Origin of the sequence: Roseovarius sp. MMSF_3350, from assembly GCF_030733425.1 — a bacterium.
Taxonomy (GTDB): Bacteria; Pseudomonadota; Alphaproteobacteria; order Rhodobacterales; family Rhodobacteraceae; genus Roseovarius.
Window position 1 is genome coordinate 158406 of the sequence record NZ_JASHIZ010000005.1, and the last position, 15345, is coordinate 173750.

Annotated in this window: 17 protein-coding genes; 12 read left to right on the forward strand and 5 right to left on the reverse strand. The window is 62.2% G+C overall.

Features of this window, described 5'->3' with window-relative positions; all coding sequences use genetic code 11:
* Positions 1-136 precede the first annotated feature (136 nt).
* The 4 genes from mscL to RBB31_RS07195 all read left to right on the forward strand — a co-directional run bounded on the left by mscL (position 137) and on the right by RBB31_RS07195 (position 4826).
* Positions 137-568, forward strand: a complete 432-nt coding sequence (gene mscL, locus RBB31_RS07180; RefSeq protein WP_306128590.1) for a large conductance mechanosensitive channel protein MscL — start codon at positions 137-139, stop codon at positions 566-568.
* 160 nt (positions 569-728) lie between these two features.
* Positions 729-2513 (forward strand): SLC13 family permease, encoded by a 1785-nt coding sequence (locus RBB31_RS07185; protein ID WP_306128591.1) that lies wholly within the window; start codon positions 729-731, stop codon positions 2511-2513.
* Between the two features lie 133 nt (positions 2514-2646).
* Positions 2647-3288, forward strand: a complete 642-nt coding sequence (locus RBB31_RS07190) for a TetR/AcrR family transcriptional regulator (protein WP_306128592.1) — start codon at positions 2647-2649, stop codon at positions 3286-3288.
* The gene (locus RBB31_RS07195; RefSeq protein WP_306128593.1) at positions 3285-4826 is read left to right on the forward strand and encodes a trimethylamine methyltransferase family protein; all 1542 of its coding nucleotides are present in this window, start codon (positions 3285-3287) and stop codon (positions 4824-4826) included. Before RBB31_RS07190 ends, RBB31_RS07195 begins: the two co-directional genes overlap by 4 nt.
* Before the next feature lie 73 nt (positions 4827-4899).
* On the opposite strand, the gene RBB31_RS07200 is transcribed toward RBB31_RS07195, so the two are convergent.
* On the reverse strand, positions 4900-5208 hold the full coding sequence (locus RBB31_RS07200; RefSeq protein WP_306128594.1) for a YggT family protein: 309 nt from the start codon (positions 5206-5208) through the stop codon (positions 4900-4902).
* A 126-nt stretch (positions 5209-5334) separates the two neighbouring features.
* Between RBB31_RS07200 and RBB31_RS07205 the strand changes: the two genes are divergently transcribed.
* The 5 genes from RBB31_RS07205 to arfB all read left to right on the forward strand — a co-directional run bounded on the left by RBB31_RS07205 (position 5335) and on the right by arfB (position 9646).
* Entirely contained in the window at positions 5335-5871 is a 537-nt protein-coding gene (locus RBB31_RS07205; RefSeq protein WP_306128595.1) for an acyl-CoA thioesterase, read from the forward strand.
* Positions 5872-5944: 73 nt separating this feature from the next.
* Positions 5945-7324: an MFS transporter gene (locus RBB31_RS07210; RefSeq protein WP_306128597.1), complete on the forward strand. Its 1380-nt coding sequence runs from the start codon at positions 5945-5947 to the stop codon at positions 7322-7324.
* A gap of 104 nt (positions 7325-7428) precedes the next feature.
* Positions 7429-8235, forward strand: coding sequence for a penicillin-insensitive murein endopeptidase (gene mepA, locus RBB31_RS07215; protein ID WP_371931306.1), 807 nt, complete (start codon positions 7429-7431; stop codon positions 8233-8235).
* Positions 8236-8307: 72 nt separating this feature from the next.
* On the forward strand, positions 8308-8931 hold the full coding sequence (locus RBB31_RS07220; protein ID WP_306128600.1) for a queuosine precursor transporter: 624 nt from the start codon (positions 8308-8310) through the stop codon (positions 8929-8931).
* Between the two features lie 301 nt (positions 8932-9232).
* Positions 9233-9646: an alternative ribosome rescue aminoacyl-tRNA hydrolase ArfB gene (gene arfB, locus RBB31_RS07225; protein ID WP_371931304.1), complete on the forward strand. Its 414-nt coding sequence runs from the start codon at positions 9233-9235 to the stop codon at positions 9644-9646.
* A 6-nt stretch (positions 9647-9652) separates the two neighbouring features.
* Here arfB and RBB31_RS07230 read toward each other — a convergent pair whose 3' ends face one another.
* The 3 genes from RBB31_RS07230 to RBB31_RS07240 form a co-directional block, all read right to left on the reverse strand.
* On the reverse strand, positions 9653-10525 hold the full coding sequence (locus RBB31_RS07230) for a hypothetical protein (protein WP_306128602.1): 873 nt from the start codon (positions 10523-10525) through the stop codon (positions 9653-9655).
* Between the two features lies 1 nt (position 10526).
* The gene (locus RBB31_RS07235) at positions 10527-11042 is read right to left on the reverse strand and encodes a hypothetical protein (RefSeq protein WP_306128603.1); all 516 of its coding nucleotides are present in this window, start codon (positions 11040-11042) and stop codon (positions 10527-10529) included.
* A 119-nt stretch (positions 11043-11161) separates the two neighbouring features.
* Positions 11162-11839 carry a polysaccharide deacetylase family protein gene (locus tag RBB31_RS07240; protein WP_306128604.1) on the reverse strand — a complete coding sequence of 226 codons (678 nt, stop codon included), beginning with the start codon at positions 11837-11839 and terminating at the stop codon, positions 11162-11164.
* 130 nt (positions 11840-11969) lie between these two features.
* Here RBB31_RS07240 and RBB31_RS07245 point away from each other — a divergent pair, with 130 nt between their 5' ends.
* Positions 11970-12479 (forward strand): CoxG family protein, encoded by a 510-nt coding sequence (locus tag RBB31_RS07245; protein WP_306128605.1) that lies wholly within the window; start codon positions 11970-11972, stop codon positions 12477-12479.
* Between the two features lie 137 nt (positions 12480-12616).
* Here RBB31_RS07245 and RBB31_RS07250 read toward each other — a convergent pair whose 3' ends face one another.
* Positions 12617-13318 (reverse strand): SGNH/GDSL hydrolase family protein, encoded by a 702-nt coding sequence (locus RBB31_RS07250; RefSeq protein ID WP_306128606.1) that lies wholly within the window; start codon positions 13316-13318, stop codon positions 12617-12619.
* Between the two features lie 227 nt (positions 13319-13545).
* Between RBB31_RS07250 and RBB31_RS07255 the strand changes: the two genes are divergently transcribed.
* Complete coding sequence (locus RBB31_RS07255; protein WP_306128607.1) at positions 13546-14475, forward strand: ABC transporter ATP-binding protein; 930 nt, start codon at positions 13546-13548, stop codon at positions 14473-14475.
* Complete coding sequence (locus RBB31_RS07260; RefSeq protein ID WP_306128608.1) at positions 14472-15233, forward strand: ABC transporter permease; 762 nt, start codon at positions 14472-14474, stop codon at positions 15231-15233. Before RBB31_RS07255 ends, RBB31_RS07260 begins: the two co-directional genes overlap by 4 nt.
* The last annotated feature ends 112 nt before the right edge of the window (positions 15234-15345 follow it).

Below are 15345 nucleotides of genomic sequence, written 5' to 3' on the forward strand. Positions count from 1 at the left end.
AGGCCGGCAAAAGTCAATCTCGGGGACACACCCGGCACCTTTCCCCGAACAAATCGTCACATTCGTTCCCTAACTTGTGCTAATGGAAGCTCCGGCAGAGGCGGCAAAAGCCTCGCCACGGAAAGAGGACACAACAATGCTCAGCGAATTCAAAGACTTCATTGCCCGCGGCAATGTCATGGACATGGCCGTCGGCATCATCATAGGCGCGGCGTTCACCGCCATCGTCTCGTCCATGGTGGCCGACCTGATCAACCCGATCATCGGTCTCTTCACCGGCGGGCTCGATTTCACCAACAACTATATCGTCCTGTCCGGCGACGTGGCCGAGGGCGCCTCGCTCGACGCCGCGCGCGAGGCCGGTGCGGCCGTCTTCGCCTGGGGCGCTTTCGTCATGGCCGTGATCAACTTCCTGATCATCGCATTCGTCGTGTTCATGCTGGTGCGCTACGTGAACAAGGTGAAGGACGCCGCCTTCAAGCAAAAAGAGAAGGAGCCCGAAGCGGCCCCCGGCCCGAACGAGATCGACCTGCTCGTGGAGATCCGCGACGCGCTGAAGGCTCGCTGAGGCCAGATTCTCGGAACTCCGAAATCGGCGGGCCCGGTGAAAGCGCCCGCCTGCCGCAACGCCGTTTCGGCACCCCACCGCTGCCGGCGCAGATCGCTCTGGTCATTGCACTCAATACGCCTATTCTCCGCCGCAGGGTATCTCGTTCCGGGTTGTGGACATGTACGACATCATCGGGGCCAACGCCCCTGTCATCGCGCTGGTTCTCCTCGCTCTTCTCTTCGTCGCCTTCACGCTTGAAAAATACCCGCCAGAAGTGACCGCCGCCGGCGCCGCCGCGCTCTTCATCATCCTCGGACTGGTGCCCACGGACGAGGTGATGGATGTCTTTTCCAGCTCCGCCCCCATCACCATCGCCGCCATGTTCGTGGTGTCGGGCGCATTGGTCCGCACCGGCGTTCTGGACGCCATCGCCGGGCTGGTCATAGGCCGCGCCAAGGACCGGCCGCTCCTGGCGATCGGCATCTTCATCTTCGCCACCATCGCCGCCTCGGCCTTCATCAACAACACGCCCGTCGTGCTGGTCCTGATCCCCGTGGTCATGCGCCTCGCCGCCAGCCTGAACATCGCCGCGACCCGATTGCTCATCCCGCTCTCCTATGCCGCCGTGCTGGGCGGGACCTGTACCCTCATCGGCACCTCCACCAACCTTCTGGTCGACGGTGTCGCGCGCGAGGCCGGGCTGGACGCGTTCTCGATTTTCGAAATTGCCCCCGTAGGCATCACCGTCGCCGTCGTCGGGGGGGCCGCGATGATGCTGCTCGGGCGTTTCCTGCTTCCTGACCGCAGTTCGCACAAGGGCGAGGCCGAGTCGTCCGAAACCGCATTCCTATCCGAGATCACGGTGCTGGGCGACTCCCCCATGATCGGGGTGCCCCTGTCCGAGATAGCCGATTTCCAACGCAACAGCATCCGCGTTACCGGCCTGCGCCGAGGCAGCCAGATCGTGCGCAGGGACCTGGCCGATCAGGTCATCGCAAGGGGCGATGCCGTCATCCTGCTCGCCCCCACCTCCGAGATCCTGACCTTTTCCGAAACGCCCGGCCTGCGCGTCGGCCTGCGCCGCACGGTCGAGCTTGACCCCGAGGCCGAGGTCCGCGTGGCCGAGGCCATCGTCACCCCGTCGCGCCGCAGCACCGGCGTTCGCATCGCCGACCTCGCACTCGGACGCCGGGCCGGCATGCGCGTGCTTGGTGCGTTCCGTGCCGGCCACATTGCCGGAGCCGACCTTTCGGGCGTGCGCCTGCGCCCCGCCGACAAGCTGCTGCTCGAAGGCAGCGCCGAAGGCTTCGAGGAATTGCGCAAGTCAGGCGATGTGGTCTCGGTCAGCGAACCGGGCGGCCGCGCGTTCCGACGCAAACAGGCGCCAGTTGCGATCCTGACGCTTCTCGGTATCGTCGGCCTTGCCGCTTTTGACGTCATGCCCATCGGCATCCTCGCCCTTATCGGCGTCGCCGCCATCCTCGTACTGCGCTGCATCGACAGCGATGAGGCATGGTCGTCCATCGACGGCTCGATCCTTGTACTGATCTTCGCCATGCTGATCGTCGGCGCCGGGCTGGAACATACCGGCGCAGTGGAACTGCTCGTCGCCGCGCTCACCCCGTGGCTGGAGGGCCTGCCACCTTTTCTCACCCTGCTGGCGATCTACACCGTCGGCTCGATCCTGACCGAAGTGGTGACCAACAACGCCGTAGCCGTCATCTTCACCCCCATCGTCGTGGCGCTGGCCAGCCAATTGGGCGTCGACCCCCGCGCCTTTGTCGTCGCCGTCATGTTCTCCGCCAGCGCCAGCTTCGCCACGCCCATCGGCTATCAGACCAACACGCTTGTCTACGGCGCCGGGAACTACCGCTTCACCGATTTCCTTAAGGTCGGCGTGCCGATGAACATCATCGTCGGCCTGACCGCGACGTTGGCCATAAGCTTTTTCTTCCCACTCTGATTACGTCGTTCGGCGCCGCATTCCTTGTCCCTGCCACGACTTACGCCGCGCGAATCCCGTTGGAGTCTCGCCGGCGATTGACGACAACAATACAACCCTGTATCTATCCATGCAGCCCTGTACGGAGACGCCAATGCCCGCCACCCAGACAGAGGACCGACAAATCCGCCTCACGCGCGACGATTGGATCAGCGCGGCCCTTCGCCTGCTGATCGACAGCGGCATCGACGCGGTTCAGATCACAGTTCTCTCCCGCTCCCTCGGCGTTACACGCGGCAGCTTCTACTGGCACTTCGAGTCCCGCGAATCGCTGCTCGACGCGCTTGTTCATCGGTGGCGCTCCCGCAATACCGGCGTCATCGTCGACGCAGTCTCGAAGGCCGACAGCCTTGATAACGGCATCCTTGCCCTATTCGCCGTCTGGACCGATCACAGCCGTTTCGACCCCAAGCTCGACCAGGCGATCCGCAATTGGGCGCGTTACGACGACGCCCTGCGCATCCGCCTGAAAACCGAGGATGACGCCCGGATCGACGCCGTCGCTGCCATGTTTGAACGCTTCGGCTATCCCCAGCCCGAGGCATTCATCCGCGCACGGGTCATCTGCTTCACCCAGATCACCTATTACGCGCTCGATATCGCCTCCGAGGAAACCGAGGCTCAGCGGATGAGCTATCTCGAAGCGTATTTCAGGTGCTTTACCGGGCGCGACATCCATCCCGCCACGGCGGACGCCTATCGCGACATGCTGATTCGCGGGGCGACCCCGTCATGAAAACGCAACGCTCCGGCGGCCGCCGCGGCCGTGCCGCCAGATGCGCCTCTGCGGCGGAACAGAGCTTCGACGCCGCTTGGCGTCAATGGAAACGCCCCTACCCGCCCATCGAACAATTCAGTACTGACGAGATCGAGGCGATCCACGAAACCTCGCTGCGGGTCCTGCGCGACATCGGCATCAAGGTTCTCAACGACGAGGCCCGCGCGCTCTACCGTTCCGCCGGCATGACCGAGGTGGACGACAACATCATTCGCTTCGACCCCGACACGCTGATGGCGCTCATCGCCCACGCGCCGGGCGAGATCACCTTGCACAGCCGCAACCCCACCCGCACGCAAACCCTCGGCGGTCCGAACGTGGGAATTACCACCTCCGCCGGGTCGCCCAACTGTTCCGACCTGAAAGGCGGCCGCCGCCCCGGCACGCAAGTGGACTTTGATAATTTCTGCAAGGTCGCTCAGGCCTTCGACGTGATCCATTTCATCGGCCCGGTGGTCGAGCCGCAGGACATCGCCCTCGGCTTGCGACATCTGCATATGACCCGCTCCATCGCCGCGCTGACCGAAAAAATCCCCTTCGTCTATTTCCGCGGACGCCAGGCCATCGCCGACAGCTACGAGATCCTGCGCCTCGCCCACGGCCTCAGCCCCGATCAGTTTCGCAGCACGACGGTCAGCTATTCCGTCGCCAACTCCAACTCGCCTCTGCAACTGGACGCCCTGATGTGTCGCGGCATCATCGACTCGGCCCACGCGGGCCAGATGATGATCCTCACGCCCTTCACGCTGGCCGGCGCCATGGCCCCGGTGACGATCCCCGGCGCGCTGGTCATGCAGAACGCAGAAGCGCTCGCGGGCCTCTGCCTCTCCCAGATCGTCCGCCCCGGCGCGCCTGTCTGCTACGGCAGCTTCACCTCCAACGTCGACATGCGCAGTGGCGCCCCCGCCTTCGGCACGCCGGAGTACGTCAAGGCCGCCTTCGCCTCGGGCCAACTCGCGCGGCGTTACAACCTACCCCTTCGCTCGTCCGCGCCCACCGCCTCTAACGCGCCGGATGCGCAAGCCACCTACGAATCGCAGATGTCGCTCTGGGGGGCATTGATGGGCGGGGCCAACCTGATCCTGCACGGCGCGGGCTGGCTGGAGGGCGGGCTGACCATCTCGGCCGAGAAGTTCATCATCGACGTAGAGGTGCTTCAAATGTTCGCCGAGCTTTTCAAACCGGTCGAGGTCAACGAGGCGGCGCTCGCCTACGACGCCATCGCGGACGTCCGTCACGGCGGTCATTTCTTCGGTACGCAGCATACGCTGGACCGGTTCGAGACGGCCTTCTATTCGCCATTGCTGTCCGACTGGTCCAATTACGAGAATTTTCGCGACAGGGGCGCGGTGGAGACGACCGAACGCGCCAACCGCATTTTTTTCAAGACGCTCGCCGCCCACGAAAACCCGGCCATGCCGTCGGACCGGCTGGAAGCCATCGACGCATTCATCGCGAAACGCACCGAAGAAGGGGGCGTGGATCTCGAGCAGTGAAAGTCATTTCAGGCGGGATCGAAGGCGCAGGCCCCCGACATCTTCCACAACTCGAAGGGTTCGCTGGGCCGGCTTATCCGCAGTAGCCCAGCGGGCGCCCGTTGCAGAGCAGTTCCGGCAGGATGAAGTCGCGCAGCGAGATGAGGGCAACGAAAGCCACCAGCGGCGCGAGGTCCAGCGGCCGTGTGTCCGGCAGTATGCGGCGAATGGGCTGATAGATCGGCTCCAGCAGGCGGTTCAGGCCGTACCAGATCTGGCCGACGAACTGCTGGTTCAGGTTCAGGACCTGGAAATTGATCAGCCAGCTCATGATGATGTGGATGATCATGATGAAGAACACCACGTCCAGAATGAGCCCGATGGGACCTGCGATTGCCTGCATCTGGAAAACCTCTTTCTTGCTGCGCGGAATAGGTAAGCGTCATGGCGGGATTCCGCAAGCTTTACGCGAGGTTGTGGTTGACGTGGAGGTGAGTTGCGTAAAGACCACCCGCAAAAGGAGCGCCCGATGTACCCCGTCATCCGCATGTTCTGGCAGCTTTACAAGCACCGCAACTCGCCGCCCCTGGCGCCGACCGGCACGCATGTGTCGCGGCATGTGTGCCTGCCGTGGGATATCGACTTGTGGATGGAGCTGAACAACGGACGCACGCTGACATTCTATGACCTGGGGCGCATTCCGCTGGCCCGGCGGGTCGGTCTGGTCGATGTGCTGAAGAAGAACCGCTGGGGGCTGACCATGGCCGGGGCGAGCGTGCGGTATCGTCGCCGCATCCGGGTGTTCGAGACGGTCGAGATGCGGTCGCGCGCGGTCTGGTGGGACGACCGCTTCGTCTATCTTGAACAGTCGATGTGGAAAAAGAACGGCGAATGCGCCAACCATATCGTCTATCGCTCGGCCGTGACCGGCAAGGAAGGGATCGTCCCGCCCGATGATGTGATGACGGCATTGGGTGGCCAGGTCAGCCGCCCCGAGGCGCCCGAATGGGTGGCCGCGTGGATCGAGGCGGATGCCAAGCGGCCCTGGCCACCGATGCAGGACTGACGCGGATAGCGGCAGGAAGGGCTTGCCACCGCCCCGCGAAGCGCGTTTGATCGGCCCCAAACGAGGGGGCGAGATGGCAGAGGTTTCGGAACGCAAGCGGATCTGGGGCTGGTTCTTTTTCGATTGGGCCAGCCAGCCCTATCACACCCTCTTGGTGACCTTCGTCTTCGGGCCGTTCTTTGCCGCGGTAGCCTCCAACTATTTCCTTGGCACGGGGCTGGCGGAAGAATCGGCGGACGCGCGGGCGCAGACCCTCTGGTCGTGGTGCCTGGCGTTGTCGGGGCTGGTGATCGCCTTCGGCGCGCCGGTGATCGGGGCGATGGCGGATTCGGCCGGGCGGCGCATTCCTTGGATGCTGTTCTTTTCGGTGCTTTACGCGGTGGGCGCCGCGGGCCTGTGGTGGACCACTCCCGACGGATCCAACATGATCGCAATGCTGGTGATGTTCGGAATCGGGTTCGTCGGTGCGGAATACGCGCTGATCTTCGTCAATTCGCAGCTGCCGTCCGTAGCAACGGCAGAGGATGTGGGGTCGACCTCTGGCAGCGGCTTTGCCTTTGGCTACCTCGGCGGGCTGGTCTCCTTGGCGATCATGCTGGTGTTCTTTCAGACAATGGACGGGGGCCGCACGATCGTCGGGCTGGAACCCGCGCTGGGGCTGGATGCGGGCAAGGACGAGGACAAACGCGTCGTCGGGCCGCTGACCGCCGTGTGGTACGTGATCTTCATGATCCCCTACTTCCTGTGGGTGCGTGATGCCGACACCGCGCCCAAGGGAGCGGGATTCGTGGGCGCGATGGCTTTGCTGAGAAAGTCGCTGGCGAACCTGCCCAATCGCCGCAGCCTGCTGGCTTACCTGGGATCGTCGATGTTCTATCGCGACGCGCTGAACGGGCTCTACAGCTTTGGCGGCACCTATGCGACGCTGGTGCTGAACTGGTCGATCGTGAAAGTGGGGATCTTCGGCATCGTCAGCGTCATCGCCGCGGCGGCGTTCAGCTGGGTCGGCGGCCGGCTGGACCGGCGGTACGGCCCAAAGCCGGTCATCGTGGGCGCGGTGTGGATCCTGATCGGAGTGTGCGTCACGATCGTCAGCATGGACCGCACGATGATTTTCGGCATCCCGCTGGAAGACGGCTCGGCCCTGCCCGACATGGTATTCTTCGGCTGCGGCATCCTGATCGGCGGTCTGGGCGGCACGCTGCAAGCGGCGAGCCGGTCGTTGATGGTGCGACACACGGACCCGGCGGTGCCGACCGAAAGCTTCGGCCTTTACGGTTTGTCGGGGCGGGCGACGGCCTTTGTCGCACCCGCGCTGATCGGCCTTGTCACCTATATCAGCGGAAGCGCGCGGATCGGGGTCACGCCGCTCATTCTGCTTTTCCTCGTGGGGTTGATATTGCTACGCTGGGTTCAGGCAAAAGGGGATAGTGAAACATGGTCCGTATCGTAAAGCCGGTCCTGCTGGCGCTGGTGCTGGCAGGGTGTGGCGGGTCCACGCAGGAGGCGGAGGACGCGCAGCCCGCGGTTCTGTCGACGCAGAACATTCCGGCGGAAATGCGGGGGGTACAGGCAAAGCAGTTGTTCGGCGCCAAGCGGAGCGGCTCGCAACAGGCGGCGGCGCCCTATGGCGGCTATTCCAAGGGATGTATGGCCGGTGGTGTGCAACTGCCGGAAACGGGACCCACCTGGCAGGCGATGCGGCTGAGCCGGAACCGCAACTGGGGCCATCCCGAGGTGATCGACTTCATTCAGAAGCTGTCGCGATTTGCCGCGACCCAGCCGGGCTGGAACGGGCTATACGTGGGCGATATCAGCCAGCCTCGGGGCGGGCCGATGCTGACCGGCCATGCCAGCCACCAGGTGGGGCTTGATGCAGATATCTGGCTGCGGCCGGCGAACAACCTGAACCTCAGCCGGGCGCAGCGGGAAAGCCTTTCGTCGATTTCACTGCGGCGGGCGAACGGGGCCTACACGAACAACAATTACAACCGTACCCATCACGAGATCATGAAGGCCGCCGCGCAGGATCCGCGGGTGGCGCGGATCTTTGTCTTTCCGGGGGCCAAGGTGCGGATGTGCGAGGAAGAGACCGGCGACCGCAGCTGGCTGCGCAAGATCCGGCCATGGTACGGCCACCACTATCATTTCCACGTGCGGCTGAAATGCCCGCGCGGGGCGAGAGGATGCGTCGACCAGGCCGCACCGCCGGCGGGCGATGGCTGCGCCGATGCGCGCCAATGGCAGAGAAATATCCTGAACCCGCCGCCGCCCGACCCCGACGCGCCGCCGCCCAAGCCGCGGCGCGAACTGACCATGGCGGATCTGCCGGCGCAGTGCCTGGGCGTGCTGCAATCGGAGTGAGGTCTTGCGGTTCTGCCGCAAAGTGACTAGGCGCAGGCCCCTGATATAGACGCGTATCGGGGGCCTGTGCGCATGACATCCAAGATCCTTCCCGGTGTTCTGGCGATGGCGGCGATTGTCGTCGCGTCGAACATCCTGGTGCAGTTCCTGTTCGGCCAATGGCTGACATGGGGGGCATTCACTTACCCGCTGGCGTTCCTGGTGACGGACGTGATGAACCGCATCTATGGCCGCGCGGCGGCACGGCGGGTGGTGCTGGCGGGGTTCGTGGTGGGGCTGATCTGTTCCTTCATCGGGACGCAGATTTCGGGGGAGTTCGGGCCGCTGGTCACATTGCGGATCGCGCTCGGCTCGGCCGTGGCGTTTCTGACCGCGCAGCTTCTGGATATTGCGGTGTTCGACCGGTTCAGGGCGGGGGCCTGGTGGCGGGCGCCGGTGGTGTCGTCGCTGATCGGGGGCAGCGTGGACACGGCGCTGTTCTTTACCATCGCGTTTTCGGCCAGCCTGACATTCCTGGAGCCGGGCAACGATGTGGGGTGGGCCGGAGAGGCGCTTCCGCTGTTGGGCATGGGGCCTGTGGTCCCACTGTGGGTGTCGCTGGCGGTGGCGGATTGGCTGGTGAAGTTGGTGCTGGCAATTTTGGCACTTGTGCCGTTTCGCATCATCGTGGGGTCGCTTGGTGGCAGGACCACATGATTTTGTTTTGACAAACGCGAAAACTGTGGCAGGCTGTACTTGAGTTCAACAGCTGAAAGGAGGTGATCCAGTGTCTATAAAGGGATTGGAGAGAGGTGTCGGAACAGTCAGGGAGGTTCGTGTCTGAGGCAGCCCTTGGGCGCGTGAACACCCGGATTGGCATGGCCTAACCGCCCCGCCTCCGAAATCTTTAGAAGGGCCGTTCCACGAGGTTGGAGCGGCCCTTTTGATATGAAAAGGGCGCGTCGGTATCGCGTCGGTATTTGAGTGGCATCGCGTCGGTGCTATTTGACAGGTCATCATGAAGATCAACGAACAGATCACCATCGAGGATTGGGAGCTGACCGAACAGTTCACCCGCGCGTCCGGCCCCGGCGGGCAGAACGTGAACAAGGTGTCCTCGGCCGTCGAGCTGCGGTTCGAGGCCGAGCGCTCGCCCAACCTGCCCGACCCGGTGAAGCGGCGGCTGCGGCGGCTGGCCGGGCGGCGCTGGACGAAGGACGGCGCGGTGGTGTTGCAGGTGTCCGAGGAAAGGTCGCAGGCCCGCAACCGCGAGATCGCGCGGGAGCGGCTGGCGGAGTTGATCGGCAAGGCCTGTGAAAAGCCGAAGCGGCGGATCCCGACGAAAGTGTCGAAGAACCAGAAGCGCAAGCGCGTCGAGGCCAAGAAGAAGCGGGCGGAGGTGAAGGCGTTGAGGGGGAAGGTGGAGAGGTAGTAGATTTTACCCAACCGTCCGCTTGCTATTTGCTACAAATACCTCTTCCGTTAACAAACCTTTGTAGACCGACTGCTCCAAGAACCTAAGTACCAGCTTCATTTCTTTCTTTTCCATTGGCATTACCAATTTCCCATCCTCCACGCTTAGCTTAATGTCGACCTTCATTGCATGTGCCGCAATTGTTTCAACACCAACAGTTTCTAGGACCCCGCTCTTGTCGATACCGTGAATTAGGCGTCTGCTCGTTTGGTCGGCATTTGATGCAAACAGTGCTTCGTTCTCCACATAAAGCTGAGATTTATTGGCAAACTCGTGCACCTGCGTTTCGGTGGCTACTTTAAAGTGTTCTTGCACGGTAAGCATAGTCCGCAGTTGAAAGAAGCTCTTGAAGTAGACTCTGTTATCCAACACGTAAGCCGAGACTTTATCATCAAGTGAAAATCCCGGTTCGACGAGCTTCCTGTATGTATCCCCTTGTAAAATAAGTGAAAGTCCAGAATTGCTTAAGAACTGCTTTCTGCTGAACCTCTGCATCAGCAAGCGGCCATTTTGCGTGGTGGATTCCCGGAATAATAGGAGAATTTTCGTGAAAGCTAGGTTGCCTACATCTAGCAGCGGGTAAGCCGTGGGATTTTGTTCCAATGTGGCGTTCAATGGAGAGACAAGTTTTGCGTCTTCGATGTACAAAATCTCTTCTCTATCTGGCTTGTACATTCCGTCGAATTCAATTTCTTCGTCGACATGGGCCAAAAAGTCTTGCTCTTGCGTTTCAAACAATTGATCAAGTTGAGCCTGCACCTGAGCGTTCACAGCTACCCGGTATACGACATGCTCAGAGTTCTTTTCCCGCACTAATGCGAATAGCGTTTTGGTCATTTTAACCTGCGTCTACTACAATGTATTCCGTAAGTTGCTTGACCTTGAGGCACTCACTTGCGGCGCGCAACTCCTTTTTGGTTAGCAAAACGAAGGTCACACTCTCAGGGGTTGTTACTCTGTAGAAATGCCAACCGGCGAGACCAAGAATTGGATTGAAATGATAGCTGTATCCGGTTCCTACAACAATTCCCAATATCAAGATTGTAGGCAGCCAAATTAACCAGTTAAGGTCTTGAAAGTCTGCAGTAAAAAGTGGCAGAAGATACACTAGAAGAAGGCTCGTGTTTTCTCGATCAGCGGCTTCTACGCTTGAAATTTTGAACGCAACAAGTTCTCCGTCTTCCTTCGCCCTTTTGAAGATTATGAAGCACAGCACCACGAGGCCAATAGTAGCGCCAATTAGACATGTTCCTATTTTGTTTTCATTTGCAATGAATGCGGAAATAGAATAGGTAAATCCTACAGGCGCGATGGCTGTAGCAGTAAGCGCGAGTTTGGCGAACTTGTTTAGCATGCACCTCTCAGTACCAACATTACGATTTACGCTCAACCTTAGATAGGATCGGCACATTCCAATCCAAAAGGTTTCTTGCAAAAATTATGTGTTCTCAAGCTTGCAAACTTTCACCCACCCTACGCAGGCTTCACCGTGATGCCTCGCGTCGTTGCCGCCTGGAGCAGGCGGCCGATCTGGGTTTGTGTGCTGTAGAAGCCGGGGCCGGTTTTGCGGTCCCGGACGTCATGGCCGGTGAAGACGGCGAGGCCGTCCATCCTGGCGATGAGGTCGAGCAGGTGGTGCTGCCGGCGCCAGCCGGGGAAGGCCTTGTGCTGCATGTCGGCGAAACCGAGGTTGTCGAGGCAGCCGGAGGCGGGGATTTCGGTGTAGATGCGACTGGCGGGGTTGGCGTGGTCGAGGCTGCGGGGGCCGGCGGCGCGGATGATCTCAAAGCGGGAGGCAAGGGCCGCGCGGGTCTCAAGTGTGGAGGCGTGGAAGGGGCAGGCGAAGGTGCGGGCGGGAAAGCCCGCCGCGCGATGCTCTGTTATGGCAAGATCGACCTCGTGTTCTAGCCAGTGATCGAGGCCGCGCGTCTGAAGGTAGGGTTTCAGCCTAGGGTGGGTGCGGGTGTGGCAGGCGATCTCGTGGCCGTCGGCTTGCAGCAGGCGCAGCCCGTCGATCTGCGCGGGCGTGGCCTCGTGCAGGTGGGATACGCAGAAGGTGACGCGAGCGTCATGCGCATCGAAAACGGGCCGGGCGGCGACCCAGTTGGCGACGAAGAGATCGTCGAAGGTAAGGCAGAGCGTGCCCGGCATTTGACCTCCCCGATGCGACTAAGGTCTTGATGCGCAGGGGGGCCTGTCTCTGTCAATTTATACCGCGCGGCGCGCTTGGAGGAATGCGGGCGGTGCGGTAGGATCGGGCCAGTCACGGAGGAGACATGCCATGCAGATGAGCGGGGAGCGCGAGATCGCGGCGGACCGGGCGACGGTCTGGGCCGCGCTGATGGAGCCGGAAGTGCTGAAGGAATGCGTGCCGGGCGCGCAGGAGGTCACGGGCAACCCCCAGGACGGGTACGAGGCGACGGTCACGCAGAAGGTCGGGCCCGTGAAGGCGACGTTCAAGGGCATGGTCACCTTCAGCGAGATGAACGAGCCGGAGAGCCTGCGCCTCGAAGGTGAAGGCAAGGGCGGTGCCGCCGGCTTCGCCAAGGGCGCCGCGGATGTGCGGCTGGAAGAGGTGCCGGGCGGCACGCGGCTGTCCTACGACGTTGAAGCCAAGGTGGGCGGCAAGCTGGCGCAGCTGGGCAGCCGGATCGTCGACGGGTTCGCCAAGAAGATGGCGGACCAGTTCTTTTCCAACCTCGAGGAGGTCATCGAGGGGCCGAAGGAGGACGAACCGGAAGAGCAGGCCGAGAAGAAAGGTTGGCTGAAGCGGATGATCTCGAAGGGGTAAACCTTTTTTTGCATCGTGTAGTAATTTGCGTCCCCGTCGGAGCCTCCGGCGGGGATATTTTTGGCCAAAAGAAGAGGAAGCGCGTGATCCGGGCGCAGGGGGCGGGAGGCGTCTGTCGGGTCGCCTCCAGGGCTTTGCTATTGCCGGCGCGGGCGGCTTTGGCGGATGAGTTCGGCGATGCGGCCTCCGATGGCGTCGGACCCCTTTGGCGAGGGGTGGATGAGATCGACGGCGTGATAGGTGCGGTCGCCCGTCGGGACCACGTCGCTCATCGGGATGAAATGCACGCCGCGATCGAGGGCGGCAAGGCGGGCCATGCGGGCGTCCATCTCGTGGCCCTCATCGACGCAGCCTTCGATCGGCGAGCGAAAGCCGGGGGTGTGCAGGTAGCCCACCATCACCACGTTGGCGCCGGTCCTGCGCATCTTCGAGACGAAGCCCGGAATGACGCCGGTGGTGCCATCCTCGGAGATCAGCCGGTCGATGCGACGGTCGCAGAAGCCGCAGCCACAGCCGAACAGGATGTCGTTGCCGCCGCCGTTCATTACGATCCAGTCCCAGTCGCCCGCGCGGTATTGCTTGGTGATGTTCATGCCGGCCGCGCCCGAGATTGGCAGGGCGTAGAGGAAGCGCGCGCCGGAGACGGAGCGGTCGATCACCGGCTCGCCCAGGCGGCGTTCCATGGCGTGGGAGACGGATTTTCCGGCCATTCCGTGTAGGGCCATCATGGAATCGCCCATGAGAAGAATACGGGGGTTATCGGCACGCGTCACCGTCTCGGTGCAGGCACCGAGCGCGAATATGATGAGCGGCCAGACAAAACGAGAGAGGCGTTTCATGTCTGTCCTGCAATTTTCGTGATGCGCACGGCATCATGCGCCCCCAACCGCATGCAGGATTCCCGTAGGAGGCGAAAGGTGCAATGCGAAATCTGGAAACACTGCGTTTTGGTTGGGGCGGCGGGTGTGCCAGCAGGAATGCACATGAGGGTGTGTTTTCCTACCGGCTTGCGCCGGGTCGCGGCCGGATTAGTTTGCCGCAGATGACGCAAGAAGGAGCGCGGGACATGGCGGCGTTTATCGAGGTGAACGGCCTGGAAAAAACCTATGACGACGGGTTCCAGGCGCTGAAAGGCGTGGATCTGAAGATCCGCGAGGGCGAGATCCTTGCGCTTTTGGGGCCCAACGGCGCGGGCAAGACGACGCTGATTTCGGCGCTGTGCGGGATCACGACGCCTACGGGCGGGACGGCGCGCGTGGGCGGGCACGATATCCTGGACGACTATCGCGCGGCGCGGTCGCTGGTGGGGCTGGTGCCACAGGAGATCGCGCTGGAGCCGTTCGAGAAGGTGATCAACACGGTGCGGTTTTCGCGGGGCCTCTTCGGCAAGGGGCGCGACGACGCGCTGGTGGAGAAGATCCTGCGGCAGCTGAGCCTGTGGGACAAGCGCAGCAACCAGGTCAAGGAGCTGTCGGGCGGCATGAAGCGCCGGGTGCTGATCGCCAAGGCGCTGGTGCACGAGCCGCGGGTTCTGTTCCTGGACGAGCCGACCGCGGGCGTCGACGTGGAGCTGCGCCGCGACATGTGGGAAGTGGTCGAGGGGCTGCGGCAGGATGGTGTGACGATCATCCTGACCACGCATTACATCGAGGAGGCCGAGGCGATTGCCGACCGGGTGGCGGTGATTGCCCATGGAGAGATCCTGCTGGTCGAGGACAAGGTGGCGCTGATGCAGCGAATGGGGCGCAAGAGCCTGCGGATCGACCTGGTGGAGCCGGTCGAGGATGTTCCCCCGAACCTGTCGGACTATGATTTGTGGAAAAGCCCGGACGGGCAGAGCCTGACCTATACCTATGACACCAATGCCGAGCGGACGGGGATTGCGCGGCTGGTGAAGGAACTGACGGAGGCGGGGCTGGTGATCCGGGATATCCAGACCAGCCAGTCGAGCCTGGAAGAGATCTTCGTCGGGCTGGTGAAGGAGGACGCGGCATGAATGTTCTGGCCATCAGGGCGATCTACAGGTTCGAGATGCAGCGGTTCTTTCGCACGCTCTTGCAAAGCTTCGTGTCGCCGGTGATTTCGACCTCGCTTTATTTCGTGGTGTTCGGTGCCGCCATCGGCAGCCGGATCGACCAGGTGGAGGGCGTGAGCTATGGCGCGTTCATCGTGCCGGGGCTGATCATGCTGTCGGTGATCACGCAGGCGATTTCGAACGCGTCCTTCGGGATCTATTTCCCGAAATTCATCGGGACGATCTATGAATTGCTGTCGGCGCCGGTGAACTTCCTGGAGATCGTGATCGGATATGTGGGGGCGGCGGCCACCAAGGCGCTGTTCATCGGGGTGGTGATCCTGGCGACCTCGGCGCTGTTCGTGGACGTGCAGATACAGCATCCGGGCGCGATGGTGGCGTTTTTGCTGCTGACCTGCATCAGCTTCGCCCTGTTCGGGTTCATCATCGGGATATGGGCGCAGAATTTCGAGCAGTTGCAGCTGGTGCCGCTCTTGATCGTGACGCCGCTGGTGTTCCTGGGGGGCTCGTTTTACTCGATCTCGATGCTGCCGCCGTTCTGGCAGACGGTGACGCTGTTCAACCCGGTCGTGTACCTGATCTCGGGGTTCCGTTGGGCGTTCTTCGGGCAGGCGGACGTGTCCATTGGCCTGAGCCTGTTGGCAATCGCAGGGTTCACGGCGCTGTGCCTGTTCCTGATCTGGCGGATCTTCAGGACGGGGTACCGGATCAAGAGTTGAGAGGAGCGTCGGGAGGCGCGTGGGTTTTCACCCACCCTACACAGGATGTGCGCCGACCGAGGAGAGGGCGGCGGCGGTCTGGCAGACGCGCGGCCTGACCCCGCGTCGTTTA